At 57.5% G+C, this 20,321-nt stretch carries 31 protein-coding genes and 1 tRNA gene; 9 read left to right on the top strand and 23 right to left on the bottom strand.

The window, feature by feature from the left end; genetic code table 11:
• Nucleotides 1-29: 29 nt before the first annotated feature.
• The 4 genes from JWV26_RS22615 to JWV26_RS22600 all read right to left on the bottom strand — a co-directional run bounded on the left by JWV26_RS22615 (nucleotide 30) and on the right by JWV26_RS22600 (nucleotide 3,779).
• Nucleotides 30-821, bottom strand: coding sequence for an ABC transporter ATP-binding protein (locus JWV26_RS22615; protein WP_021489010.1), 792 nt, complete (start codon nucleotides 819-821; stop codon nucleotides 30-32).
• A gap of 117 nt (nucleotides 822-938) precedes the next feature.
• Nucleotides 939-1,790 carry a nitrate ABC transporter permease gene (gene ntrB / locus JWV26_RS22610; RefSeq protein WP_074915160.1) on the bottom strand — a complete coding sequence of 284 codons (852 nt, stop codon included), beginning with the start codon at nucleotides 1,788-1,790 and terminating at the stop codon, nucleotides 939-941.
• A 12-nt stretch (nucleotides 1,791-1,802) separates the two neighbouring features.
• Nucleotides 1,803-3,086, bottom strand: a complete 1,284-nt coding sequence (locus tag JWV26_RS22605; protein WP_206417873.1) for a CmpA/NrtA family ABC transporter substrate-binding protein — start codon at nucleotides 3,084-3,086, stop codon at nucleotides 1,803-1,805.
• A gap of 378 nt (nucleotides 3,087-3,464) precedes the next feature.
• On the bottom strand, nucleotides 3,465-3,779 hold the full coding sequence (locus JWV26_RS22600; protein WP_012018520.1) for a hypothetical protein: 315 nt from the start codon (nucleotides 3,777-3,779) through the stop codon (nucleotides 3,465-3,467).
• Between the two features lie 154 nt (nucleotides 3,780-3,933).
• Here JWV26_RS22600 and JWV26_RS22595 point away from each other — a divergent pair, with 154 nt between their 5' ends.
• Nucleotides 3,934-4,326, top strand: coding sequence for a hypothetical protein (locus JWV26_RS22595; protein WP_074915156.1), 393 nt, complete (start codon nucleotides 3,934-3,936; stop codon nucleotides 4,324-4,326).
• A gap of 130 nt (nucleotides 4,327-4,456) precedes the next feature.
• Here JWV26_RS22595 and JWV26_RS22590 read toward each other — a convergent pair whose 3' ends face one another.
• Complete coding sequence (locus JWV26_RS22590) at nucleotides 4,457-5,146, bottom strand: crotonase/enoyl-CoA hydratase family protein (protein WP_079783713.1); 690 nt, start codon at nucleotides 5,144-5,146, stop codon at nucleotides 4,457-4,459.
• A 187-nt stretch (nucleotides 5,147-5,333) separates the two neighbouring features.
• On the opposite strand from JWV26_RS22590, the gene JWV26_RS22585 reads away from it, so the two are divergent.
• The 3 genes from JWV26_RS22585 (at nucleotide 5,334) to JWV26_RS22575 (ending at nucleotide 6,558) form a co-directional block, all read left to right on the top strand.
• Nucleotides 5,334-5,552, top strand: a complete 219-nt coding sequence (locus JWV26_RS22585) for a hypothetical protein (protein ID WP_206417872.1) — start codon at nucleotides 5,334-5,336, stop codon at nucleotides 5,550-5,552.
• Between the two features lie 93 nt (nucleotides 5,553-5,645).
• Nucleotides 5,646-5,735: transfer RNA gene (locus JWV26_RS22580), tRNA-Ser, on the top strand.
• Between the two features lie 163 nt (nucleotides 5,736-5,898).
• Nucleotides 5,899-6,558, top strand: a complete 660-nt coding sequence (locus tag JWV26_RS22575; protein WP_206417871.1) for a PIN domain-containing protein — start codon at nucleotides 5,899-5,901, stop codon at nucleotides 6,556-6,558.
• On the opposite strand, the gene JWV26_RS22570 is transcribed toward JWV26_RS22575, so the two are convergent.
• From JWV26_RS22570 to JWV26_RS22510, 14 genes are all read right to left on the bottom strand, one after another.
• Nucleotides 6,550-7,530, bottom strand: a complete 981-nt coding sequence (locus JWV26_RS22570; protein ID WP_206417870.1) for a phage integrase — start codon at nucleotides 7,528-7,530, stop codon at nucleotides 6,550-6,552. The genes JWV26_RS22575 and JWV26_RS22570 overlap by 9 nt on opposite strands.
• Nucleotides 7,530-8,807: a hypothetical protein gene (locus JWV26_RS22565; protein WP_206417869.1), complete on the bottom strand. Its 1,278-nt coding sequence runs from the start codon at nucleotides 8,805-8,807 to the stop codon at nucleotides 7,530-7,532. Before JWV26_RS22565 ends, JWV26_RS22570 begins: the two co-directional genes overlap by 1 nt.
• Before the next feature lie 58 nt (nucleotides 8,808-8,865).
• A complete protein-coding gene (locus JWV26_RS24580; protein ID WP_277425984.1) occupies nucleotides 8,866-8,991 on the bottom strand; it encodes a hypothetical protein in 126 nt (41 codons plus the stop codon).
• A complete protein-coding gene (locus JWV26_RS22560; RefSeq protein WP_206417868.1) occupies nucleotides 8,988-10,151 on the bottom strand; it encodes a zonular occludens toxin domain-containing protein in 1,164 nt (387 codons plus the stop codon). The genes JWV26_RS24580 and JWV26_RS22560 overlap by 4 nt, the downstream gene beginning before the upstream one ends.
• The gene (locus tag JWV26_RS22555) at nucleotides 10,151-10,471 is read right to left on the bottom strand and encodes a DUF2523 family protein (protein ID WP_206417867.1); all 321 of its coding nucleotides are present in this window, start codon (nucleotides 10,469-10,471) and stop codon (nucleotides 10,151-10,153) included. Before JWV26_RS22555 ends, JWV26_RS22560 begins: the two co-directional genes overlap by 1 nt.
• A 1-nt stretch (nucleotide 10,472) precedes the next feature.
• Nucleotides 10,473-11,810 carry a virulence factor TspB C-terminal domain-related protein gene (locus JWV26_RS22550; protein WP_206417866.1) on the bottom strand — a complete coding sequence of 446 codons (1,338 nt, stop codon included), beginning with the start codon at nucleotides 11,808-11,810 and terminating at the stop codon, nucleotides 10,473-10,475.
• Nucleotides 11,811-11,952: 142 nt separating this feature from the next.
• A complete protein-coding gene (locus tag JWV26_RS22545; RefSeq protein WP_206417865.1) occupies nucleotides 11,953-12,159 on the bottom strand; it encodes a major capsid protein in 207 nt (68 codons plus the stop codon).
• 11 nt (nucleotides 12,160-12,170) lie between these two features.
• Nucleotides 12,171-12,374 (bottom strand): hypothetical protein, encoded by a 204-nt coding sequence (locus tag JWV26_RS22540; protein ID WP_150609761.1) that lies wholly within the window; start codon nucleotides 12,372-12,374, stop codon nucleotides 12,171-12,173.
• A 9-nt stretch (nucleotides 12,375-12,383) separates the two neighbouring features.
• Entirely contained in the window at nucleotides 12,384-12,563 is a 180-nt protein-coding gene (locus JWV26_RS22535; protein WP_206417864.1) for a hypothetical protein, read from the bottom strand.
• A gap of 15 nt (nucleotides 12,564-12,578) precedes the next feature.
• Nucleotides 12,579-12,947: a hypothetical protein gene (locus JWV26_RS22530; RefSeq protein ID WP_206417863.1), complete on the bottom strand. Its 369-nt coding sequence runs from the start codon at nucleotides 12,945-12,947 to the stop codon at nucleotides 12,579-12,581.
• 364 nt (nucleotides 12,948-13,311) lie between these two features.
• Nucleotides 13,312-13,590 carry a hypothetical protein gene (locus JWV26_RS22525; protein ID WP_206419274.1) on the bottom strand — a complete coding sequence of 93 codons (279 nt, stop codon included), beginning with the start codon at nucleotides 13,588-13,590 and terminating at the stop codon, nucleotides 13,312-13,314.
• 4 nt (nucleotides 13,591-13,594) lie between these two features.
• Nucleotides 13,595-13,894, bottom strand: a complete 300-nt coding sequence (pflM, locus tag JWV26_RS24455) for a lysogeny maintenance protein PflM (protein ID WP_241201322.1) — start codon at nucleotides 13,892-13,894, stop codon at nucleotides 13,595-13,597.
• 368 nt (nucleotides 13,895-14,262) lie between these two features.
• Nucleotides 14,263-14,412, bottom strand: a complete 150-nt coding sequence (locus JWV26_RS22515) for a hypothetical protein (RefSeq protein ID WP_206417861.1) — start codon at nucleotides 14,410-14,412, stop codon at nucleotides 14,263-14,265.
• Complete coding sequence (locus JWV26_RS22510; RefSeq protein WP_206417860.1) at nucleotides 14,409-14,624, bottom strand: DNA-binding protein; 216 nt, start codon at nucleotides 14,622-14,624, stop codon at nucleotides 14,409-14,411. Before JWV26_RS22510 ends, JWV26_RS22515 begins: the two co-directional genes overlap by 4 nt.
• A gap of 127 nt (nucleotides 14,625-14,751) precedes the next feature.
• Here JWV26_RS22510 and JWV26_RS22505 point away from each other — a divergent pair, with 127 nt between their 5' ends.
• The 4 genes from JWV26_RS22505 to JWV26_RS22490 all read left to right on the top strand — a co-directional run bounded on the left by JWV26_RS22505 (nucleotide 14,752) and on the right by JWV26_RS22490 (nucleotide 17,378).
• Nucleotides 14,752-15,027: a helix-turn-helix domain-containing protein gene (locus tag JWV26_RS22505; RefSeq protein ID WP_206417859.1), complete on the top strand. Its 276-nt coding sequence runs from the start codon at nucleotides 14,752-14,754 to the stop codon at nucleotides 15,025-15,027.
• Between the two features lie 55 nt (nucleotides 15,028-15,082).
• Nucleotides 15,083-15,493 (top strand): hypothetical protein, encoded by a 411-nt coding sequence (locus JWV26_RS22500; RefSeq protein WP_206417858.1) that lies wholly within the window; start codon nucleotides 15,083-15,085, stop codon nucleotides 15,491-15,493.
• Between the two features lie 126 nt (nucleotides 15,494-15,619).
• Nucleotides 15,620-16,564: a DUF6414 family protein gene (locus tag JWV26_RS22495; protein ID WP_206417857.1), complete on the top strand. Its 945-nt coding sequence runs from the start codon at nucleotides 15,620-15,622 to the stop codon at nucleotides 16,562-16,564.
• 43 nt (nucleotides 16,565-16,607) lie between these two features.
• The gene (locus tag JWV26_RS22490; protein ID WP_206417856.1) at nucleotides 16,608-17,378 is read left to right on the top strand and encodes a hypothetical protein; all 771 of its coding nucleotides are present in this window, start codon (nucleotides 16,608-16,610) and stop codon (nucleotides 17,376-17,378) included.
• Between the two features lie 8 nt (nucleotides 17,379-17,386).
• Here JWV26_RS22490 and JWV26_RS22485 read toward each other — a convergent pair whose 3' ends face one another.
• The 4 genes from JWV26_RS22485 to JWV26_RS22470 form a co-directional block, all read right to left on the bottom strand.
• Nucleotides 17,387-17,941 (bottom strand): hypothetical protein, encoded by a 555-nt coding sequence (locus JWV26_RS22485; RefSeq protein WP_206417855.1) that lies wholly within the window; start codon nucleotides 17,939-17,941, stop codon nucleotides 17,387-17,389.
• A gap of 97 nt (nucleotides 17,942-18,038) precedes the next feature.
• Nucleotides 18,039-18,368, bottom strand: coding sequence for a type II toxin-antitoxin system RelE/ParE family toxin (locus JWV26_RS22480; protein ID WP_206417854.1), 330 nt, complete (start codon nucleotides 18,366-18,368; stop codon nucleotides 18,039-18,041).
• Nucleotides 18,365-18,601: a type II toxin-antitoxin system ParD family antitoxin gene (locus JWV26_RS22475; protein ID WP_119691472.1), complete on the bottom strand. Its 237-nt coding sequence runs from the start codon at nucleotides 18,599-18,601 to the stop codon at nucleotides 18,365-18,367. Before JWV26_RS22475 ends, JWV26_RS22480 begins: the two co-directional genes overlap by 4 nt.
• A 93-nt stretch (nucleotides 18,602-18,694) precedes the next feature.
• Complete coding sequence (locus JWV26_RS22470; RefSeq protein WP_241201242.1) at nucleotides 18,695-19,483, bottom strand: CHAD domain-containing protein; 789 nt, start codon at nucleotides 19,481-19,483, stop codon at nucleotides 18,695-18,697.
• Nucleotides 19,484-20,059: 576 nt separating this feature from the next.
• On the opposite strand from JWV26_RS22470, the gene JWV26_RS22465 reads away from it, so the two are divergent.
• Complete coding sequence (locus JWV26_RS22465; protein ID WP_064496019.1) at nucleotides 20,060-20,266, top strand: hypothetical protein; 207 nt, start codon at nucleotides 20,060-20,062, stop codon at nucleotides 20,264-20,266.
• Nucleotides 20,267-20,321: the final 55 nt, after the last annotated feature.

The following is a 20,321-nucleotide window of genomic DNA, read 5'->3' as shown; positions in this document are numbered from 1 at the left end:
CAGCCCTTGAGCCAGAGCGGTTTTGACGCTTAGGCGGCCGGGCGCTGCTGGCGCTGGTAGAGAAACTCCAGCACGGCGGTACGGTAGCTGTGGTACTGCGGGTCATTTGCCAGCGCCAGGCGGTCGCGCGGGCGCGGCAGGTCGACAGCGAGGATTTCGCCGACGGTGGCGGCCGGGCCGTTGGTCATCATCACGATACGATCGGATAGCAGCACGGCCTCGTCGACGTCATGGGTGACCATCACCACGGTGCTCTGGGTTTGCCCGACGATGCGCAGCAGCTCGTCCTGCAGGTGCGCACGGGTCAGGGCATCGAGGGCGCCGAACGGTTCGTCCATCAGTAGCACCTTGGGCTCCATGGCCAGGGCGCGGGCGATGCCGACGCGCTGCTTCATGCCACCGGAGATCTCGTTGGGGTGCTTGTGCATGGCATGGCTGAGGCCGACCATGTTCAGCGCCTGCTCGGTGCGGGCCTTGAGCTGGGCCTTGCTTTCGCGCGCGCCGAAGACCTTTTCCACGGCCAGGTGGACGTTGCCGAAGCAGGTCATCCAGGGCAGCAGGCTGTGGTTCTGGAACACCACGGCGCGTTCGGGGCCGGGGCCGTCGATCTCGCGACCGTTGCAGATCAGCCCGCCCTCGTTGGCGTCGAGCAGGCCGGCGATCAGGTTGAGTACCGTCGATTTGCCGCAGCCGGAGTGGCCGATCAGCGCCACGAACTCGCCGCGGGCGATGCTCAGGTTGACGTCTGCCAGTGCCTGGAAGCGGCCTTTCTTGGTGTCGAAGTGCTTGCTGACAGCGGTCAGCTCCACGAATTTGTCCATCGGAGTTCTCCCGGTCCCCGGATGCGACCGGGGAATCGTTGTCATGTTGATCCGGATTTAATTCGGATAACTTGTCTTGTAAAACAAAGACTTGTGGTCTACTCCTGAAAGTCTTTGTTAACTCGCGTAGTCAAAGCGCTTGGCGATCAACAGCAGCATCTGTTCCAGCGCCAGGCCGACCAGGCCGACGATGATGATGGCGATGAGAATGTGCTCGACGTTGAGGTTGTTCCATTCGTCCCACACCCAGAAGCCCAGGCCGATGCCGCCGGTAAGCATCTCCGCGGCGACGATCACCAGCCAGGCCACGCCGATGGCTAGGCGGATGCCGGTCATCAGGTGCGGCAGCACGGCGGGGAAGAGGATGCGCGTCAGTACCTTGAATTCAGACAGCTTGAGCACGCGGGCCACGTTGAGGTAATCCTGCGGCACGCTGGCCACACCGGCTGCAGTGTTGAGGATGATCGGCCAGATCGAGCTGATGAAGATCACCCAGATCGACGCCGGGCCAGCCGCCTCGAACACCAGGAGACCGATCGGCAGCCAGGCCAGCGGCGAAACCGGACGCAGCAGGCTGATGATCGGCGCGAGCATGCCGGCGAGAAAGGCGAAGCGGCCGATGGCGAACCCCAGGGGAATGCCCACCAGCGCCGCCAGGCCGAAGCCGACCCCGACGCGGCCGAGCGAGTTGAGGATGTTCCAGCCGATGCCCATGTCGTTGGGGCCGTTGTCGTAGAAGGGATCAGCGAACAGTACCAGGGCGGCTTGCCAGGTGCTCAAGGGGCCGGGCAGGCCCTCGCTGTACTGCGCCAGCAGCGACCAGAAGCCGATGAAGGCGATGATGCCCAGCAGCGGGGCGATGCCGGCCTTGAGCAGGCCGCCCAGTGCAGTGGCGCTTGGCAGCAAGGCCTGCACAGAGAGACGCGGCTTGGCGATTGGCGGCAGTGGTGTTTTCAGGGGCGCATTCATGGTCACCTCCGATCAGGCTTTGATGGCGAAGGAGTCGGCGTAGGCGGCCGGATTGCTGCCGTCCCAAACCACGCCGTCGATCAATGTGCTGCTGCGCAGCGGGCTGCTCGGCACCGTCAGCTTGAGGGCGCTGGCAGCCTCGGCGTAGAGCACGGTCTGGTTGATCTGCGCGGCCACGGCGGCGTAATCCGGCGCATCCTTGAGCAGGCCCCAGCGCTTGAACTGGGTGAGGAACCACATGCCGTCGGAGTGATAGGGGAAGTTGACGCTGCCGTCCTTGCAGAAGGCCATGGCGTGTTCGTCCTTCCAGCTGTTGCCGAGGCCGTCCTCGTACTGGGCGAGAAAGCGCGGCTCGATCACCTGCACCGGCGCGTTGACGTAGGCCTTGCCGGAAATCAGCTTGGCGGTACTCTTGCGGTTCTCCTCGCTGGCTTCGATGAAACGGCTGGCCTCGAGAATCGCCATGATCAGCGCGCGCGCCGCGTTGGGATACTGCTCGATGAAGGCGCGAGTGGTGCCCAGTACCTTCTCCGGGTGGTCCGGCCAGATCTGCTGCGTGGTGGTGGCGGTGAAGCCGATCTTGTCGAAGATCGCCCGCGCGCCCCAGGGCTCGCCGACGCAGAACCCATCCATGTTGCCGACACGCATGTTGGCAACCATCTGCGGCGGCGGCACGACGATGGTCTTCACGTCGCTCATGGGGTTGATGCCCAGGCTGCCGAGCCAGTAATACAGCCACATGGCATGTGTGCCGGTGGGGAAGGTCTGGGCGAAGGTCAGCGGGTTACCGCCTTTCTTCACGTGTTCGGCCAGTTGCGCGCCGTTAGTCACACCAGCGTCGCGCAACTGTTTGGAAAGGGTGATGCCCTGGCCGTTCTGGTTCAGGCCCATCAGCACTGCCATGTCCTTCTGCGGGCCGGCGAGACCGAGTTGGGCACCGTACATCATGCCGTAGAGCACGTGGGCCGCATCCAGTTCGCCAGTGTTGAGCTTGTCGCGCACGCCGGCCCAGGAGGCTTCCTTGCTTGGGTTGATGGTCAGGCCATATTTCTCGCCGAAACCCTGAGTAGCGGCTACCACCACCGAGGCGCAATCGGTTAGGGGAATGAAGCCGACCGTCAGCGCGGCCTTCTCCGGTGCGTCGGAGCCGGCGGCCCAGGCTGCACTGCGCAGCGAAGCGGGGGCGGACAGGCCGAGTGCGGCGATGCCGCTCACGGCGCCGGCCAGGGCGATGGATTGCTTGAGGAAGTTACGGCGGCTGGTGGCCAGGGGCTTGTTCGAATCACGATCGGTCATGGGTCTAATCCTTGTCAGGCGCATAAACAAAAACGGCGTACGCCAGGCCGCCTCAAATGAGAGGGAGGTGACCTGACGGACGCCGTTGTCCGTGATCCTCGGCCCGCCGCCGTTGGCGTGCTACGCAGGATGGTTGACAGGGACTTAGCAAAGGGCTTGCCAGCTTTCGTTCACTGCGGCCGAGCAGCGCCATGACAGGTACGGGCCGGGTGCCGACTGACCAGCGGTTAACTGTTTGGAATCAATTAGTTGCAGCAGTGTTCTGAGACTATTTTGAAGTGTGTGGAGCGAGCGCAAACTCGGCTCACCCCACATGCTTCTGAGCCAATGCCGTGCATGGACAGGCGCCGCTGAGCCTTTTTGGTTCGCAGCGCAGGCTCAGGAAGCAGGCTGAACGCGTGCCTCCTCGACGAAGTCGCGCAGCCAGCGCAGCACTTCGACGGCTTCCCAGCGAGCCGGATCGAACAGCGCATAGGCCAGCCCCTGATAGCCGACCACATCCAGTTGCCGATGGTAGCCGGCGCGCTGCAGCAACGCCTCGATCTCGGCGAAGCAGGTATTGAAGTGCTGACGATTGAAAGGGGTGCGGCTCTCGGTGACGATGCCCTCGAGCTGCAGTTCCTCGACCATCTCGCGTACTCGCTCCAGCGGCATGCGGTTCACTCGGTGTTTTAGCTGCAGTACGTCCAGCATGATGGCGCTCCTGTGCAATCGATCATTTACCTGCGATATAGCCTAATCGAAAAATACTGTACAAATAAACAGTATTGAGTGATATTGGCCTCACTTAGGCGACAACAACCCGTCCACTGCCTGAAGGTGGGCGCCTTGCAAGGGGGTATTGGCAATGCAACAGATGCTGATGACGATTGTGCTATTGGCCCTGCTGGGCGGCTGCGCGCAACCGCAGATTGATCGACCACAGGCCAACGGTGCCTACCTGGTGATCGAGGGCGAGCAGGCCTGGGCCGTGCTGGTTTCCGATGGCCAGCGCGTCGAGGAGGCGGGCATAGTGCTCGACGTGATTCGACTGCCCAGCCACCACTCCAACATTGCCGCCAGTTACGTGATCGAAACGCCCAACTGCGGCAAGCTGCAGTGGCTGACCGAGCGTCATGGCGCTGCAGAGGGTGAAACCACGCTGTTGCCGGCCGCCTTCAACGAGCAACTGAGCAAGCCCGGCTGCGTGCTCGCGCAAGGCCTGAGCCGAGCCTGGACGGCCCTGGATTATTCCGGCTGATCCGTAGGGTGCGCCGTGCGCACCGGCATTCGCCGGCGGGTTAATTGGCGAGACGCGTAAAGAAAAAGCGCCGCGACCTCAACGGAAGCGGCGCTTTTCATATGGGCCACCGCGTGGCCCGAAATCGCGCTTACACTAGGTGCTGCTTGTCCAGCTCGATGGCGGCATCGAGTGTTTCCAGCAGCGCCTTGCGCACCTTCAGCTTGGTGTTCTTGTGCGCGGTCATGTTGATCTTCTTCATCTGCTGCGCCACCGCCTGAGTGGTAGCCAGCAATTGCTCGGCCGGCACCACCTTGTCCAGGAAGCCGGCCTCTACCGCGCCAGCCGGGTCAAACATCTCGCCATTGATCACCGAACGATGGAAGGCCGACTTGCGCAGACGATCACGGGCCAGCTCGATGCCGACATGGTGCATGGTCATGCCGATCTGCACTTCGTTCAGGCCGATGTTGAACGGACCTTCCACGCCGATACGGTAATCGGCTGACAGCAGGATGAACGCACCCTTGGCCACGGCATGACCCGGGCAGGCGACGATGATCGGGTAGGGGTGAGCGAGCATGCGTCGCGCCAGCGTGGAGCCAGCAGCCACTAGGTTGATTGCATTCTGCGGGCCCGAGGTCATCACCTTCAGGTCATAGCCGCCAGAAAGAATCCCCGGCTGGCCAGTGATGACGACGATGGCGCGATCCTGCTCGGCGCGGTCGAGGGCGGCATTGAACGCAGCGATCACGTCAGGCGAGATGGCATTGACCTTGCCATTGCTCAGGGTGAGGGTGGCGATGCCGTCTTCGAGTTGATAGCTGATCAGGTCGCTCATGGCGGTATTCCTTGTTAGAGCCTTGGGGGCGAATGTGGGCAGAAGGTACTCAGCCGAAGCGTTCTGGTAAAGCGCCGCGGCTGACTGGCTGGTCAGTGTTTTTGCCTATCGCGGCGATGCCGGATGGCAATTGGTCGAACGCAAAGCCAGGCCTTTAAGGTGCGCAGCGAACCGAAGGAGCTGCCCCATGAACATCCTCTACTCCATCCTTTATATGCTTGCCATGATCGGCCTGCTGCTGGCATCGGTCGTGCTCAGCGAAACCCTCTACCTGCGCAGCCCATCCGGCGTGCTGATGCTATTTGGCTTGGGCCTGTCCATGTCCCTGGGTTTTCTGCTGTTCGGCCACATTCGCTTCGACGAGCAGCCCTGTGAGGAGCGCGACGAAAACCCGCTTCGCTCTTAAGCGCATGAATCCTTTAAAAAAAAATTGCCATCGAGAAAACATTCGACTACATTAGCGCGCCTCGACGGGGTAAACGCCAAAACGTCGAGATCCGGTGAAGTGTCCGAGTGGTTGAAGGAGCACGCCTGGAAAGTGTGTATACGGGAAACCGTATCAAGAGTTCGAATCTCTTCTTCACCGCCACTTTCGCAATACCTAAAGCCCTGAAAGCTAACAAGTTTTCGGGGCTTTTTGCTTTCTGGCTTTCGGCAGGTGTCGAAAAAGTGTCGAAATGCCAGCGTTCCGTCTTCCAGATCGGTCCTGACTTGCTCCAGAATGCAATCTCCAAGGAAGCAGGAGGCATCAGGTGCGTGTCAATTACGTCTTCATCGACTACGAGAACGTCCAGGTAACGTCATTACGCCTGCTGCAACCAGACCACTTCAAGCTGCGTGTGTTTCTAGGACCGAATAACACAAAGTTACCGACAGAACTGGTGACCGCAATTCATCAGCTGCATGACCGAGCCGAGTACATCCAGATGGATACACCCGGAGCGAACGCCCTAGACTTCCACATTACCTACTACCTAGGCGTTTTGTCGGCTGAAGACCCTGCCGGCTACTACCACATCATCTCCAAAGACAAAGGCTTCGATCCACTGATCAAGCACCTGAAGTCAAGAGGCGTGACGGTGGTCCGGTCAGAATCTATAGAGCAAATGCCTTGTTTTAAGCAGATTGCACCTACACCTACTCAAACGGTATCGGCACCAGCTAAGTCGCCAGAGAAAAAGACTGTGACCGTGCGTAAGGATGACGTAATCAGTCTGGTGGTGGCGGACCTAGTGGCTCGAAAATCCTCAAGGCCGCGAACAATTAAGACTTTGAAAAGCACCATTCACGCGAAGGTCGGTAAAGATCATGCCTTGGGAGAGATCGAGGTGATTTACAGGACGCTGCGTCAGAGAGGCTATGTGAAAGAGGCCGGCGAAAAGGTCTCATACGCCTTGCCTGCATTAAACTAAGGGATTGAGCGTTAGAGCATCCTGCAGATGGTCTGGCGACAAGTGTGCATAGCGCATGGTCATTGCCAGCGAAGTATGTCCCAGGATTTTCTGTAGCGTCAGGATGTTCCCGCCCCGCATGACGAAGTGACTGGCGAAGGTGTGCCGGAGTACATGCGTAGCCTGGCCGGCCGGGAGCTTGATCGAGGTCTTCTCCAGTACACGGCTAAAGGTCAGCATGCAGTTGGTGAACAGACCGTGCCGCTTGAAGTAGACGTGTAATGCCTTCTCTAATGCGCTATCGATAGGAATCGACCGGGTCCGCTTCGACTTGGTGTTGGCAAAGGTCACCATGCCGTTTCGCACTCGCTCAGGTGTCAGGGCCTGGGCTTCTCCCCACCTGGCACCCGTACTCAGACAGACGCGAGCGATCAGGCCAATACCTGGGCTGGTCGTGCGGTCATCCAGGGCATCGAGCAGCTCAGCTATCTGGCAGGTCGAGAGGAACGAAATAGGGCGCTCCTGCAGGCGTAGCGGGCGGACCTTGGCCAACGGGTTCGGGTAGTCGATATCGCCCAGGCGGTGCAGCTCGTTGAACAGGGCTTTCAGGTAGCCGAGTCGGTTGTTTAGCGTCTTGCCTTGAATGCCAGCCTTGAGCAGTTCGCTTCGTGTTTCGCAGAAGGCGTTGCCGGTAAGGTTGACCGCTATCGGGTCGCCTAGATCCTTGGCTAGATTCTGCAGGGTGCGGAGTATCGCGGCACCATCAGCTAGGGCGTGGCCGTGCAACTCGTGATACCTGGTGCAGAGCTCGGAGAGGCGGCGACGATCTTTCGGCTTGGGCGTCCAGGCTGGCGAGTCGATGCAATTGGCCCTGCAGGTCGCTTCAAAGCGCTGGGCTTCACCCTTGGTCTTGAAGGTCTTGCGGAAACGCCGGCCCTTGATGGGTTCCACGTCTACTTTCCAGCGACCGTCAGGCTGTTGCTCAATAGCCATCAGACAGCACGCCCCCAACGCACATGCCGTTCTTCCAGGATGCCTTTGATGTGCTTATACAGCCCGTCTTCATCCATGCCTTTGGCGGCATAGTGGTCGCGGATCACCGGCCAGCACTCCCAATCCTTGAGCCGATAGAAAGCCTTTCTAGCGCCCACTCGCTCCCGTGCCAGCAGGCTGACGAAGTTTCCCAGGAATAACTCGACGTTCTTGCCTGAGAAGCCCCGCGAGGTCTTGTATTGGCGCTTGTACTCGGTTTCGTCCACCAGGGAATCCACCGGCAGATCGACGCGCACGTCCTCACGGATCAGCGTCCAGATGGGTTCGAAGTAGCCAGGACGAGCCAGCAGCTTGAATTGACGCAGGCCATAGCGCCACAGGCCGTCTAGGTGCGGTGCGAATGCTGCGTAGCTGTTGGTTTCGATGATCTGGCTGGTCTGCAGATCGAACGAGCCAGAGGCGAATTGCTGGATAACCGAGTGGTGATAGCGTAGCTCTACGCGCCACACGTCCTGTTCCGGGTTGTAGTTATCAGGGTCGGCTTCGTCGAAGCTGTCGCGACGCTTCCAGACGTTTTCCCAATAGTCGAGCTTGTCGATGGAGCGGGCCTGTTCGGTCTTGTTGTAAATACCGAGCTGGACGCCTCCAGCGGAGCCGAACAGGTAGGACTGGCCTTTGCCGTAGGTGGCAGACTCCAGCGTCCACTGGATTTCCTTGATGCCGGAAATGTCACGGGCAGCACGTGCGCGGCAGTGCATGCGAGCGACCAGATCGGCAGGCGGTTGCCATCCCTGCAAGTCTAGCGCGAGGTGGACGGCGCATTGGTTGCGCTCGACGTTGGTCAGGATGTGGCTGGCGTAGTAGTCCAGGCGCTCTTGCAGGCGTTCGGGCGAGAAGGTGTCGATGGCATGGGGTGACACTTCGATTTTCAGGTGAGGGCCGATGTTCTCCAGCTTGGCGTTGAAGTTCTTCACCAGCAGGATGATGCCCAGGTCAGCGTTCTGGAGCTTGTACTGGTAGCCGGAATCCTTGCTGACACGGCCCGAGTGCCAACGCTGGCCAGCGAAATCGACGATGGTCCCGGGCTTGTCGAACAGGCACATGATTTCAGGACGGATCAGGCCGCGATACAACTGGCGGACGGTATCGACGCTGCAGGCCAGGATTCGGACGTTGGAAAGGTCAGTTATCCGAGCAGTCATGCTGTCGAAAAACAGCCTACCGGTCGGGGTTTTCTTGAACTCACGATCTACGCGGAGTTGGTCTTTAACTGCCATTTTCTAATGCTCCAAATAGTGCCGAATCGACACGTTTAACCTTGGTTTATCTGACGTGCTACAGGGACGTCAGCGCCCGCGCGACGGCGCACACGCGCGCTCGTGCCTCACGCGCAACCACGCCGCCGCGCATGGCTTTACGCATCTGCTGAGCCGGCTGATAGGCCTTGCGGCAGGCAATCATTGGAATCGCCCCTTGAGGTTGTGAACGCCGCCAACGGAGCCGTAGCCGTTCAGGCTGGAGGCGGGTTGCAACTGGGGTTGTGCCGTGGCTGGCTGCTGAAATTGGCCTTCCAGTGCCAGCCGATCAGGCTTGGCCGGATCAAAGGCGCCTTCGTTGACGTAGGCCATGCAGGCTTCGAAGGACACCACCGCTCGGGTGCCTTGTTGGGTGTTGCAGCGGCAGCCGTAGACCTTGTTATCCAGATGGCCGAGGGTGAAGCGCTTGTGGTTCCTGGCCAGCAGGTCGGGATCGGCGGTGTACAGGCAGGAGAGCTGCGGATAGGTCACGGGCCGGGTGATTTCGTCGTAGATGGGCGCCGAGCTGGGGACGTCTGGAATACGCGGCACCCGCAGGGATACGTAATCTTCTGTCGATAGCGGCTCGGGGCCTTCCAGGGGCGGTTGCTGGGTGACGGGGGTTCCTGCTGGTGTGGCTGCGCGCGCGTCTGCTGCCTGCTCGGGGGCCGGCTTCGGCGGTGCAATGCGCCGCTCATAGATCCCATAGCCGAAGTAGCCGATGCCCAGGACGCAGATGATCAGGACGAACAGTGCACGAGGCGGCTTGAACTTCATGTGATGTTCAGAGCCTTCAGCGACGGATTGGTACACGCCGAAGTACTTCTTATCGAGCAGGACGCGGGTGGCCTGGCCGTCGCTGAAGTCGTTCTTCTTCTCGACGTCCATGTTTACGCGCTCGAATTCCCAGCGCTTGATGATCTTGCCCTTGTGGCCGCGCACGTAGTGGATGTGGGAGTTACACAACTTGCGGAAGTGGGTGTCGAGCAGGCCAGGGTTCTGGGTGATGCAGTGCAGTTCATGGCCGCGGTGGCGCATGGTTTCCAGGGCGCTGGCGTAGGCGGGGACGGCAGAGCCGGCAGGCCGAACGCGGAAGAAGGTTTGCGCTTCGTCGATGACGATGATGGCGTTCTGTGGCAGCTCGTGCCATTTCTGCGGCTCGTCGAATTCCTGCCAAACCGCTTCCAGCACTTCGGCATTGGGATCGAAGCCGCGGATGTTGTGGTAGTAGACCGGACGGCCTTCTTTCGCGGCTTTGGCGTCTACTTCCTTGATGGTGTTGAGGGTCTTGCCGTTGCCCTGCAGACCCGTGCGCAGGACGAACATCAGCCACCCGCCTTGTTGAGCAGGGCAAGGCCGGTGATGGTGCCGGTGATACGGTCCATACCGGCCAGCATCAGGCGAGCGATGACGGCGGCGATGATGATATTGATGGCCACATCGATCTTGGCCATGCCAAGGATGGCGGCAACCGGTGCCGGGATCGCGCTGAAGAGGCCTTTGATATAGCCGTCGACGGTGTCGATCAGTTGGCCGATACCGACATAGGCGATATAGGCAAAGCCCAGAGAAGCCAACGCCCGGAAGACCAGGCCGGAGACGATGGAGCCGAGGAAGGTGGCGAGCAGTGGTAGCAGTAGTGGCATATCAAGACCCCTTGATTCCGCGAGCGATGGTGACGGCGAAGAAGATGGAGGCCAGGGCGACAATCAGCGGCCCGATGGCCAGGGCAAAGCGGCAAGCGGGTTCCCAGCTAAGCGAGTAGCTGCGCCCCATAACGCTGAAGGTTTGCGGCGCTGGGCAGGACTGCGGCAGCCAGCGCCCTCGGTTGAGGGCTTCGTTGAAAAGGCCGCTGACGGCAATGTCATGCTCTTCTAGCTGGTACTCGGGACCGCTCAGGGTGGACTCGACTTGTGCCTGAGCTTCGCTGTCGTACTTCCACTGGCAGACTTGCTCTTTGTTCTTGCGCAGGATGGCGCACTGGATCACGTCGCCTTCGCAGACGAGTTCGGCGGTGCAGCTTTCGCCCGAGACGGAGGCGTTGCCTTCTTCGTTGTCCTCCTCGCCATCTCCCTCGCCATTGCCGTTACCAGAGCCGTTGCCGTTTCCGTCGCCACTACCTGAGCCATCGCCGTTACCGTCACCATCGCCACCCCCAATGCCGCCCACGTTGCCGCCGCCACCGTTATTACCGCCGCCGGTGTTGTCGCCATCACCACCATCACCGCCGGGGTTGCTTGGGTCGGTGGGGTTGGTGGGTACACAGGTCGTGCCCGACCAGCTATAGCCAGGGCCGCAGTTGTTGGAGGGATCAGTGGGGTCGACCGGATCAGTTGGATCAGTCGGGTCGGTCGGATCTGTCGGCGTGGTGGGATCTGTCGGATCAGGCGGCGGGGTGCCGGTGCCGGTCGGGATGTCGCCTGTCTGGCAGTCACCGCCGGTATAGGTGCCAATCCCAAAGCACGCCCGGACACCTTGATCGTTGTTGGCGCAACCGCCATTCGAACCACTGTTCCAGGTGGCACGGCAGCCGCTGTCGCAAATGTACTCACCGGGCAGGCTTAGCTGGCCCTCTGGTGGGCTGGTCATGAAGGCAAAGCTGCTGCCTGCTTTGCTCTCGCAGGCGCTGGGCTCTGGCGGCGGATTACAGGTCAGGCCATCGGCAGAGCCGTGTTCACAGGTGGCAGTCGCTTTAACCCAGGAGCCGTACTGAGCACGGGTGCCGGTGGCCGTATCTCCGATACAGGCTCCACCGCCAGAGCCAGACAATGCGGCAACGTGTTTATAGGTGGTACCACCGCCAGGGCCTTCAGACAGGATTGCCATACAGGCGGAATCGCTGTTCTTTTGGCGGGAGGTGATCCAGTCGCCTTGCTGGCCGTAGTAGTAGGTAATGGTGGTGGCTGCATTCGCAGTGGTGGAGAGGGTTAGAGCAATGAGCACCAGCAGCGCATGGATAGACGGACGAAAGAGCGCTTGAGCCATGTTCACACCCGCCCAAAGAACAGAGCCCAGAACGCCATAACGATGATGATGGTGGTCAGCATGTTGGCATCCAAGGACATGGTTGAATCCTGATGTGAAAAAGCCCGATAACGCGTTACCGGGCTGTTTGGGGTGCAGCGCCTTACAGCGCGCGGCGGATGAACTTGAAGGCAGCGATCGCGATGATCACGCCGAGGACGATGCCCGCGACCTCGACGCCATCGAGCTTGGCGGCGTCCAGGGCATCGGTTACGCCAGTCGGCAGGGCGGCGTGGGCTTGCTGCATGGCGAGAACGCCAACAGCGGCGGTGGCACCGAGCGAGCGGCGCAGGACTTTCAGGTTTTGCATGGGTGTGTCTCCTACAGGTTGAGTGCCTTTTTCAGCACGAGAGCGCCGAAGACAATGGCGAACAGCACCAGGGCTTGTTCGCGGATCTGTGCATGGTCTTCAGCGGTTAGCCCGGATGGGCTTATCTCACCGAGCGAGACGGTCGAGAGGGTGCCGTTGCAAACCGGGGTTTGCCCTGAGCTTTCCCATACGCCATCGCACACGATGAAATCCATGGCGCCCCCTTACTCGGCCTGGCTGGGGTCAAGAACGACCTCAGCCATGGCGATGCAGTCGGGGCAAATCACGAGGGCGGGCGCCTTGTTCAGATCGGGCAGCAGGTCGGGCTGGGGGGCGGACTGGTTGTAGAGCTGGCCCATGGGCTGCCCGCAGCAATCACACGTCACGCGATCAACGATCAGCACGGCGGCGCCCTCCGGTCAGGCCTTGGCCGCGTCCGGCTGGGCGCCGGTCGGCTTGGGCTGTTGTTGGGTGCCTTGCGGGGCAGCAGGTTTGGCGGCCTGAGTGGGCTTGGCCGACTCGACGTGCAGGACGATGAACTTGCCGGCGTTCTTGGAGCCGCGTTCGATTTCGGCAGTAACGCGGATGGTCTCCAGTACATCGAAGCCCTGGCAGGCCGCCCACACTTCGTCGAGGGCGTCTTCAGTGACTTGCATCGACATGAGCGAAACGCCGAGGTCTTTTTCGCCATCGGGTTCGTCACCGAAGAACAGTTTGACGAGTTTTACGTTGTCGAACTGAACGCGCTCAGCGCTGATGAATGCCAATTCCATAGTGGTGCGTGCCATGTTGTGTTTCCTCGTTTAAGTTGCGCGTTATTGCGCGATTTACCTTTTTGCGGGCCGAGTTAGCCCAGGCAGAGGAACTTGCTGTAGTTCTTCACTGCCAGTGAATTACGCGGCTTGCAACGGGTTTGTGTACCTATTTATACGCTACTGAAAAGCTAAAAAATCACTCTTGCATAAATATCATTGGTTAAAACTTATTGAGCCGAATAGTGACGCAATGAAACTTTCAACTTTGTCGATAATTAACTTTTGATCATTAATCTGGATAACACCAAGGGCTTTGCCCTTGTCATCCCACTCTTGCCGCCGAGGGCTCGGGAGCGCGGGGCGGTGGAGCTGCCCCACACTCACGAGCGGAGGCTATTTAGGGTGGTGGGCGTTCAAGGGTTCGCTCCGCCCGTGCCTCCGTTTGTCCGAACGGTGGAGCGTGTTCGGACAAGCCGGGAGCGCGGCCCTTGACCGACATAGCAACGAGCGCGGCGGTCAGGCCTTTTAAGAAGCCGCGTGTTTCCGCCTGGGTGTTGGCTAGGCGCGGGTCTGCAGGGCGGGCACCGTCCATGCGGCCAAACCAGTAAGCGACCCCGATGCAGTTAATGAGCACTAGGCCGAGCATGACGATAGAAGGCGTATCGAGAACGATCATGCGATCACCCCACCAGTTCGAACGGTTCGCGCAGGGGCACGAAGGGCGTTGGTTTGCCGGTGTCGCTCACAACGCTCCAGTACTTCGGCGGTCGGTTCGACGGCTTGTGTTTCTCGCAGGTATAGGCCGGCGTAACGTGGGTTCGACCATTTACCTTTGACCATTGCGCGGGGCGGCACTCGGTGCATGGTGTGGATCGGCAGGTAGGCGCTTTGGGCGGTACCCAGTTTCGGTTTACCCAGCACACAGAGCAGTCGCAGTTGTCGGCGTGGGGTTGGCGCAGGTACTGGCTCAGGCTTTTCATTGGCCGACACCTCGGGCTTTACCTGCGCGAAGCTGGCTTGCAGGCGGGTGACGATTTCGGCGTTCAGGGAGCGGTTCGCCTGTTCGGCGGCTTGCTCTACCTGAGCGCGAAGGGCGGGTGGCATGCGTAGCTTGAATTGCGGGTCAGTGCGGCTCATGCGGTAGCCCTCACACCACGGACGCGGTAGAAGTCGCGGGCGCGTTCCTGGGTGAGTCCCCAGTGACGACCAGGGCCGGACGGCAGGTCAGCGATTACGCGCTCTATATAGGCAGCACACTCAGCCTTATTCGGGCCGGTGTGGACGCGGTGCCAACGGCGTTGCTTGGTGGATCCGTGGAGGGTGCAGGTCTCGACAATGTAGGAACGGCTCATTGGTTCACCCCCGTAAACAGCACCACGCGGGTTTTGCCGAGCTTCGCGCTGTCGACGGCGCCAGTTCTGATCCAGTGCGCGACCTGTTCGACGGGAACACCGGCCAGGGAGGCGAAGGCGGCTTGCGTATAGAAAGGAGGATTCATGCCGTCCACTCCTGTTCGAGCAGCCAGGAGCGGAGCAGGGCGCTATTGACCATGCGGCGCTTGCCTAGCTTTACGGTGGGGAGAACGCCTCTCATTGCCCAGGCGCGTGCTACGCCGTAGGTAAGGCCGTTACGGTCGGCCCAGGACTCGACGGTTTCCACGTCCTGTTGCGGGCCTATCAGCTTCGAAGGTTCCAGCTCTTCCAGTTCCATGCTCGTTCCGTCACTATTCGTGTCAATGCCAGTTATTCAGCATTGCGTTATCCAAAATGGATCATGTCGAAACGGATAATGCCATTGTTGATCCATATTGGATATATCAACTATAGATCAAGTGGCTATGATTAAAGAGCGCGTTATAACTATTTTGAAAAGCTCGGGGATTCGGCTTCCTGAGCTGGAGGAGCGCACTGGCATCAGTCGCTACACCTGGAACAACCTGAAGAACACCGCCAGAAAGCGCGAAATCAAGGCTGAGGAGATCGAAGCTATCGTTAAGCTCTTTCCTCAATATGCATTGTGGGTAGTCAGCGGTGAGGTAGCGCCAGAGGCAGGACAAACAAGCCCCGAATACGATCAGGCCAATTCAAACTTGCACAATCAAAACGCGGGATAGCGATTACAACGGAAGTGGCTAAGAAGTGGTACGCCCGAGCTTGGAGGTATGATTGATGACAGTTGAAGGAAAAAAAATAAAATGGCTGATCTATACCGTGCTTGTGGGACTGATACCCATAATGTCAAGACTTTTAATATGGGGTGTCACGAAGGACGGAACAATAAGTGCGTTTTCAGCAACAGATTTCATTGCATTTGGTTTAGTGTTGCATATATCTAATATTAATGAGATTGAGCACTTCCAAGGTGAACGGTCGTGGAAGACCGCTCAGAACGGAATTTCTATTGCTTTTATTGCTATGTATAGTGTGCTGTTTGCTATGTCCATGCTGCAGCAGGGAGTTCCAGGGCTTATTGAGGAAGGCGTAATAGTTTCTTGTGCGGTAAGTCTTGCTGTCATTTCCCTTCTGATAAGTTTTTCCGTGTTTGATCGCATTTCAAAGCTCTCGCCAGCAGAGGTGTAGAATGGAGAATTTGATTGTTGCTCTAAGTTTGCTTGTGGGAGTGGCTGGTCTGCTGGTGGCGGGATGGTCATATGCTGATACAAGATCAAGGTACTACAAAGATTATATTGCAAGGAAGAGAAGCAAATGATTAAGAATTTTATATATCTCGACGCCCCTAAAATGTACTCCCTGTCCTCTCAGATGCTGGAAGGAGTTACTGATTATATTGTCAATGAAAGTGGCGGTGAAAAAGAAGAGACCGAGGAGCAGAAAGGCCCTGTGGGCAGTGGTCGAGTAATTGCAGATGCAATAAAGACCAGTAGCAAGTCGGTCGAAAGAAAAGTATTGAATGATTATTCTTTTACGGTTTTCGAGAAGGCTCTTAGTGATAGAGGTCTTATTCTGGAAATTGAAAAACCTTATATTGGACTGGAAGAGTTAAAGGATAAGATTCGGGTCAATTCTTTTGTAAGGGTTAGAGCTAAAGCGATCTTCAATGATATTAATAAGATAAACGAAATGCTCGCTTCATTTAATGAGTTTGGCCAGGACTTGGTGACTGTGACTCTTCATGCTGAAATGGAAGAGATTAAAAGTGAATTGGCCGCACTCAAAGAGGCTGCGGGTAATGATAGAGAAAAGAAAGCTCGCCTAGAGGCTGAGCAGAAAAAAATAACTAACGTTGCAAAGATAGCAAAAGATCGCGGCCTGTATCAAGATCCAAAGTTTATCGAAAGTATGCTAAGGCTAACTAAATATGGCTTTTCGGACCAGTTTGAAATACATCAGTACGGCGGTGAGTTAACATTCACCTCTTGCCTCAAGAGAGAGTTTCTTCGAGAGAGTGAAGATTTGCTGGTGAAGAAATATTCGCGAAAGACCGAGCAAGAGATTGTAGTGATCGGAATTGTCTCGCAAGCATTTTCACCAACTGAAGTGACTTTGGAAGCAACTGAGTTTGGAAATATGAAGGGTGCATTGGTTAATGTGGTTGAGCACTTGGCAAATGTCGAAATGTCGATATCAGGGAAGGATGAAGGAGAGGTTGTGATTGATCCTATTGCGGCATACTTTGAAATAAGTATCTAGTTCTATTTTTTTTACATAGGAGCCATTAAACAAGGAGGTTGTTGTGAAATCCGACTGGGACGACGCACCAGACTATCTACGAAGCAAGAAAAAGCCCGGGCCATGGCGAATGGTGGCCATCCTGGGCGTGGGTTCCGCGATTACCTGGGGCGTGATCGCGTTGTTTGCCAAGCCAATCGTGATCAATGTGGATCAGCTCAAGCAGGCGATCCATGTAGACGGCAAGCCCCTGTTCAGCCAGCAAGCGGCGCCACAGCCCTATAGCGAGCCGGAAGAGCCTGTAAGGCTGCCATCCATTCCCCTTGATCCACCCGCGCAACGGGTTGCACACCAGTCGGCCAATCAGCCTCAGCCATACGCTTCGATGGAGTGGACAGAGGAAGAAAAGGCGAGGGCGGTTGCCAGTGCGCAGAATGTCTTCAATGACAACAACTACACACCCAAACAGCCGGCCAGCACCTATACACCGCCAGCAACCCACCGCATAGCCCAGGCACCTCAGCAGACGCAGCAACGCCAAGCCCAACAGGTAAGCCGCGAGCGTACAGCCAGATGGATCAAGAGCTGGAACGGTGGCACGAACTACCTGGCGGAATGGCTATCGGTGAACAACTACATCGACGGCACCAGCGTTTGCGCCAATCACCGGCGCGGATCAATCGACTACCGCGAATGCCGCAAAGCCGCCAAGCAGCACTTTCACGAACAGTGCAGAACCTGGCGTGCACGATATGACAGTGACCGCAAGACAAGCAGTGATCGCATGAAAACGCGCTATTGCTCTGCGGCGAGCAGCTTTAACCCTATGGGGTAGGGGCTGCTTCAGGTTTTGGCTTGTTTAATGATTCTGGCTCTTGCTGCATAGCAAGTGATCAGGAAGGCTGCTGGCGGAATCAAATGCATTGCGAGAATAACCAGTATGGATTTGGCTAGAGAAGTTGCTGTTGGGCCAGACCAATAGATCGCGTCAAATAGTTTGTTGCCTGAGACCTGATTTAGAATCCCAAGTATTGCCGTCATTGCCAAGATATAGAACGTAAGTTGCGCGATGCCGTATAGGTATACAGGCAGTGTGTGGGTTGAAAATACTTGGTGGTTTCTTAACGAAAAAATAATGAAGGCTAAAATTAGTGCGCTGGTGGCTAGCCTGAAGCAAGCTATTTCAAACGGTATCACTGACAGATATAAATGATGTAGGAACGAAACGCTGCCGGCTTTAGTGAGTGTTCCTTTTTGGGTTGCGAGCAAATAATTGACGTCACCCCAAAGTAGGTAAACTGTGATAGCTGCAAGCAATAGCAATAATGCGCTGGCCGCGAGAGAGGTAGTAGCGGGCTTATGACTGATAGCGGCTGAAGGTTCGAACGGACTGGGCATGAAATAGGCTCAACGAGATAGGTCTGGTGGGCTGCTTCGTTCTTCTTAACATGGTGGTGACCCGATAATAGTGGCAAAGCTGGATTTACTATGCCGACTAGCTCTCTTCTGAGGTGCTAAGCCACTTGGGCAGGTCTTTCATTTCGTGCAGCACCCGCCAAACATCAATATGGCTCTCTTGCTCGACATAGAAAACAAGATACGGGTAGCGTTGAAGCGGCCAAGAACGTAGGCCGGGCAGATCCAGTTCATGGGCGTAGCGAGCGGAGCCGGAAGCAGGGTGGCTGCTGATCTGCTTATAGGCTCGCTCCAGGGCGTCAACAAAGCCTAATGCTGCTTTCTCGGCTTGTTCTTCGAGGTAGTAGGCAATGGCGTTGTCTACGTCTCTGTTTGCAAGCTCACGCGGGATGATGGGCTTTTGCTTCATCCTTGAGCGTTCCGCACGCGGGCACGGAGCGATTCGAAGTAATCAGCATCGGCAGGGGCAGCGGGAGCGGATGCAGCACCAGCAAGCAGCAGGCCACGCAGATGTTGGCGGTCTTGATCCTTGCGAATCAGTTCGCGGACGTATTCGCTGCTGGTGCCGTAACCGCGCTGGCTCACCTGTTCATCGACAAAGCTCTTGAGAGCGTCCGGCAGGGAGATGTTCATGGTGCTCATTGGGCATGCCTCTTGCCAAATTTTGCCAAAGTCTACACCCGTTGGCTTACACGATGGAATGATGGGAGCAGAGGCCCGAAATTGAAGCCGAGACTATCCCAGGGGGGCGGAGTCTTTCTTCTCCGGACGGAGCAGTGACGACAGTTGAGCTGCAATCAATTCGGATTCAGCCAGCAGTTGGACGGACTCTTCTTCCCAGACAGGGACCAGGCCTTGAAGGTCTTCTTCTTGGTTGGCGCGCAAGCACCACTGATAGCGGTCATGCCAATCGCCCAGTACGGACTGCATCTGTTTGAGTGCCTGAAAGGTGGCGGAAGGCAGCGGTGACAGTCTTGGGAAGGCCTCAGCGCAGTAGCGAAGACGTTTGGCGAGCAACCTTAGTTCGTGCGGGTCGTGGTTGGTGTTGCCAAGCGCAGACATAAGCTGTCGAGACTGCTTGGTGATCTGGTTGACGATCCTGATTGCAAGGTTGTCGAAGTCGCCTTCTCGCTGAGCCGCACGAAATTCGTCAGGCCATAGATCAAGACGCGTGAAAAGACGTTCAAGCTCGGGGGAGGCGAGTATGTCTCTGTAACGCGAACGAAGCCCTGCCAGGCGAGCGCTACAGCATGCAGTAAGACCACGTCGGCCGAGCTCGGCAGCAAGAACCTCAAGGTCACGGACGGGTGTGGTGATCTGGCCAACCTCTGATGCTGCATGGCGAAGCGGTACAACAGCCGGATGCCGTCTTAGAGGATGGAGAAGGCTGCGAATACGGCGCACCGCTATGCGCAGGTCATGTAGTGCTTCGGGGTCGCTATCAGCCTCTAGACGAGCCTTGCAGGCGTAAAGGTTGACCTGCAGAACGAGCACTTGAGAAAGCATCTGATCGACAAGCGGCATGGACCACATCCTGTAAGAGTCATCGCCAGTAGAGGCGTCGATATCATCACAGAATGCAGGTGTTTCAGCGAGAGGGGGAGGGATGGGCAAAGGGTCACTAAATGTTGACTGATAGGGCGCGCTTGGCGGATGGGTCGAATACCTCATCGCGAAGAATGCGGAGGTCTACGGCGTCTTGGTTCAAGCGGTGAATCAGTCGAAGCATGTGCTGGCGTAGCACCTCGTCTCGGGTGTTCTCAGCAGCTCGCATCAGGGTGAAAGCGGCGTCTTCGTTGTTGGTTGCGATGGAATCCAACGTCTTGCGTACATTGCGAATCAAGGTGAAACCCTCGGTTTAGACGGCCTGCAAGGTACTGAGCGAATGTTTCTAAAATATTGCAACGAATCAGCGAGCGGACGGATGGACACTGGAAAAAAACTGGCTATTGTCATGAATCTGCAATGCGGTAGAGCGAGAGTGTGAGTGCACTCCATGCAAGTTGGTGCAGCTCATACTTCTTAGGCAAGGCCAACCGTATGGTTGGTCTTTTTTTTGCCAGATTTTTGCAACCTAGACCATTGTGTGATGGAGGCAGCATGGATATTTCGATTGAAAAATCTGATGGCAGAGAGTCTGAGCAGTGGGTCGTCAGTGCAGGTTCGTTGACCCTGTGTTTCAGGGATCAGCGGTCCGCCATGGAGTTTTCTAGCAAGCTGAAAGAACGAGTGGAGTCGCCTCATTCGCTGCCTGTGATCGAGTCAGAGGCATTTGCGCAGGTAGAAAAGCTCAGCTGCGTAAGCTGACCACACGGCTCATGTGTCGAAAAAGTGTCGAAATCATAGAGCCTGATAGCGACGA

Source organism: Ectopseudomonas toyotomiensis, assembly GCF_017167985.1.
GTDB lineage: Bacteria > Pseudomonadota > Gammaproteobacteria > Pseudomonadales > Pseudomonadaceae > Aquipseudomonas > Aquipseudomonas toyotomiensis.
This window is presented reverse-complemented; position numbering and strand designations above follow the sequence as displayed.

Bases quoted from the DNA above. Each gene is read 5' to 3' on its own strand.
- JWV26_RS22615 (WP_021489010.1), bottom strand. From the start codon at position 821: ATGGACAAATTCGTGGAGCTGACCGCTGTCAGCAAGCACTTCGACACC.
- ntrB (WP_074915160.1), bottom strand. From the start codon at position 1,790: ATGAATGCGCCCCTGAAAACACCACTGCCGCCAATCGCCAAGCCGCGT.
- JWV26_RS22605 (WP_206417873.1), bottom strand. From the start codon at position 3,086: ATGACCGATCGTGATTCGAACAAGCCCCTGGCCACCAGCCGCCGTAAC.
- JWV26_RS22600 (WP_012018520.1), bottom strand. From the start codon at position 3,779: ATGCTGGACGTACTGCAGCTAAAACACCGAGTGAACCGCATGCCGCTG.
- JWV26_RS22595 (WP_074915156.1), top strand. From the start codon at position 3,934: ATGCAACAGATGCTGATGACGATTGTGCTATTGGCCCTGCTGGGCGGC.
- JWV26_RS22590 (WP_079783713.1), bottom strand. From the start codon at position 5,146: ATGAGCGACCTGATCAGCTATCAACTCGAAGACGGCATCGCCACCCTC.
- JWV26_RS22585 (WP_206417872.1), top strand. From the start codon at position 5,334: ATGAACATCCTCTACTCCATCCTTTATATGCTTGCCATGATCGGCCTG.
- JWV26_RS22570 (WP_206417870.1), bottom strand. From the start codon at position 7,530: ATGGCTATTGAGCAACAGCCTGACGGTCGCTGGAAAGTAGACGTGGAA.
- JWV26_RS22565 (WP_206417869.1), bottom strand. From the start codon at position 8,807: ATGGCAGTTAAAGACCAACTCCGCGTAGATCGTGAGTTCAAGAAAACC.
- JWV26_RS24580 (WP_277425984.1), bottom strand. From the start codon at position 8,991: ATGATTGCCTGCCGCAAGGCCTATCAGCCGGCTCAGCAGATGCGTAAA.
- JWV26_RS22560 (WP_206417868.1), bottom strand. From the start codon at position 10,151: ATGTTCGTCCTGCGCACGGGTCTGCAGGGCAACGGCAAGACCCTCAAC.
- JWV26_RS22555 (WP_206417867.1), bottom strand. From the start codon at position 10,471: ATGCCACTACTGCTACCACTGCTCGCCACCTTCCTCGGCTCCATCGTC.
- JWV26_RS22550 (WP_206417866.1), bottom strand. From the start codon at position 11,810: ATGGCTCAAGCGCTCTTTCGTCCGTCTATCCATGCGCTGCTGGTGCTC.
- JWV26_RS22545 (WP_206417865.1), bottom strand. From the start codon at position 12,159: ATGCAAAACCTGAAAGTCCTGCGCCGCTCGCTCGGTGCCACCGCCGCT.
- JWV26_RS22540 (WP_150609761.1), bottom strand. From the start codon at position 12,374: ATGGATTTCATCGTGTGCGATGGCGTATGGGAAAGCTCAGGGCAAACC.
- JWV26_RS22530 (WP_206417863.1), bottom strand. From the start codon at position 12,947: ATGGCACGCACCACTATGGAATTGGCATTCATCAGCGCTGAGCGCGTT.
- JWV26_RS22525 (WP_206419274.1), bottom strand. From the start codon at position 13,590: ATGATCGTTCTCGATACGCCTTCTATCGTCATGCTCGGCCTAGTGCTC.
- pflM (WP_241201322.1), bottom strand. From the start codon at position 13,894: ATGAAAAGCCTGAGCCAGTACCTGCGCCAACCCCACGCCGACAACTGC.
- JWV26_RS22515 (WP_206417861.1), bottom strand. From the start codon at position 14,412: ATGAATCCTCCTTTCTATACGCAAGCCGCCTTCGCCTCCCTGGCCGGT.
- JWV26_RS22510 (WP_206417860.1), bottom strand. From the start codon at position 14,624: ATGGAACTGGAAGAGCTGGAACCTTCGAAGCTGATAGGCCCGCAACAG.
- JWV26_RS22505 (WP_206417859.1), top strand. From the start codon at position 14,752: ATGATTAAAGAGCGCGTTATAACTATTTTGAAAAGCTCGGGGATTCGG.
- JWV26_RS22500 (WP_206417858.1), top strand. From the start codon at position 15,083: ATGACAGTTGAAGGAAAAAAAATAAAATGGCTGATCTATACCGTGCTT.
- JWV26_RS22495 (WP_206417857.1), top strand. From the start codon at position 15,620: ATGATTAAGAATTTTATATATCTCGACGCCCCTAAAATGTACTCCCTG.
- JWV26_RS22485 (WP_206417855.1), bottom strand. From the start codon at position 17,941: ATGCCCAGTCCGTTCGAACCTTCAGCCGCTATCAGTCATAAGCCCGCT.
- JWV26_RS22480 (WP_206417854.1), bottom strand. From the start codon at position 18,368: ATGAAGCAAAAGCCCATCATCCCGCGTGAGCTTGCAAACAGAGACGTA.
- JWV26_RS22475 (WP_119691472.1), bottom strand. From the start codon at position 18,601: ATGAGCACCATGAACATCTCCCTGCCGGACGCTCTCAAGAGCTTTGTC.
- JWV26_RS22470 (WP_241201242.1), bottom strand. From the start codon at position 19,483: ATGCCGCTTGTCGATCAGATGCTTTCTCAAGTGCTCGTTCTGCAGGTC.
- JWV26_RS22465 (WP_064496019.1), top strand. From the start codon at position 20,060: ATGGATATTTCGATTGAAAAATCTGATGGCAGAGAGTCTGAGCAGTGG.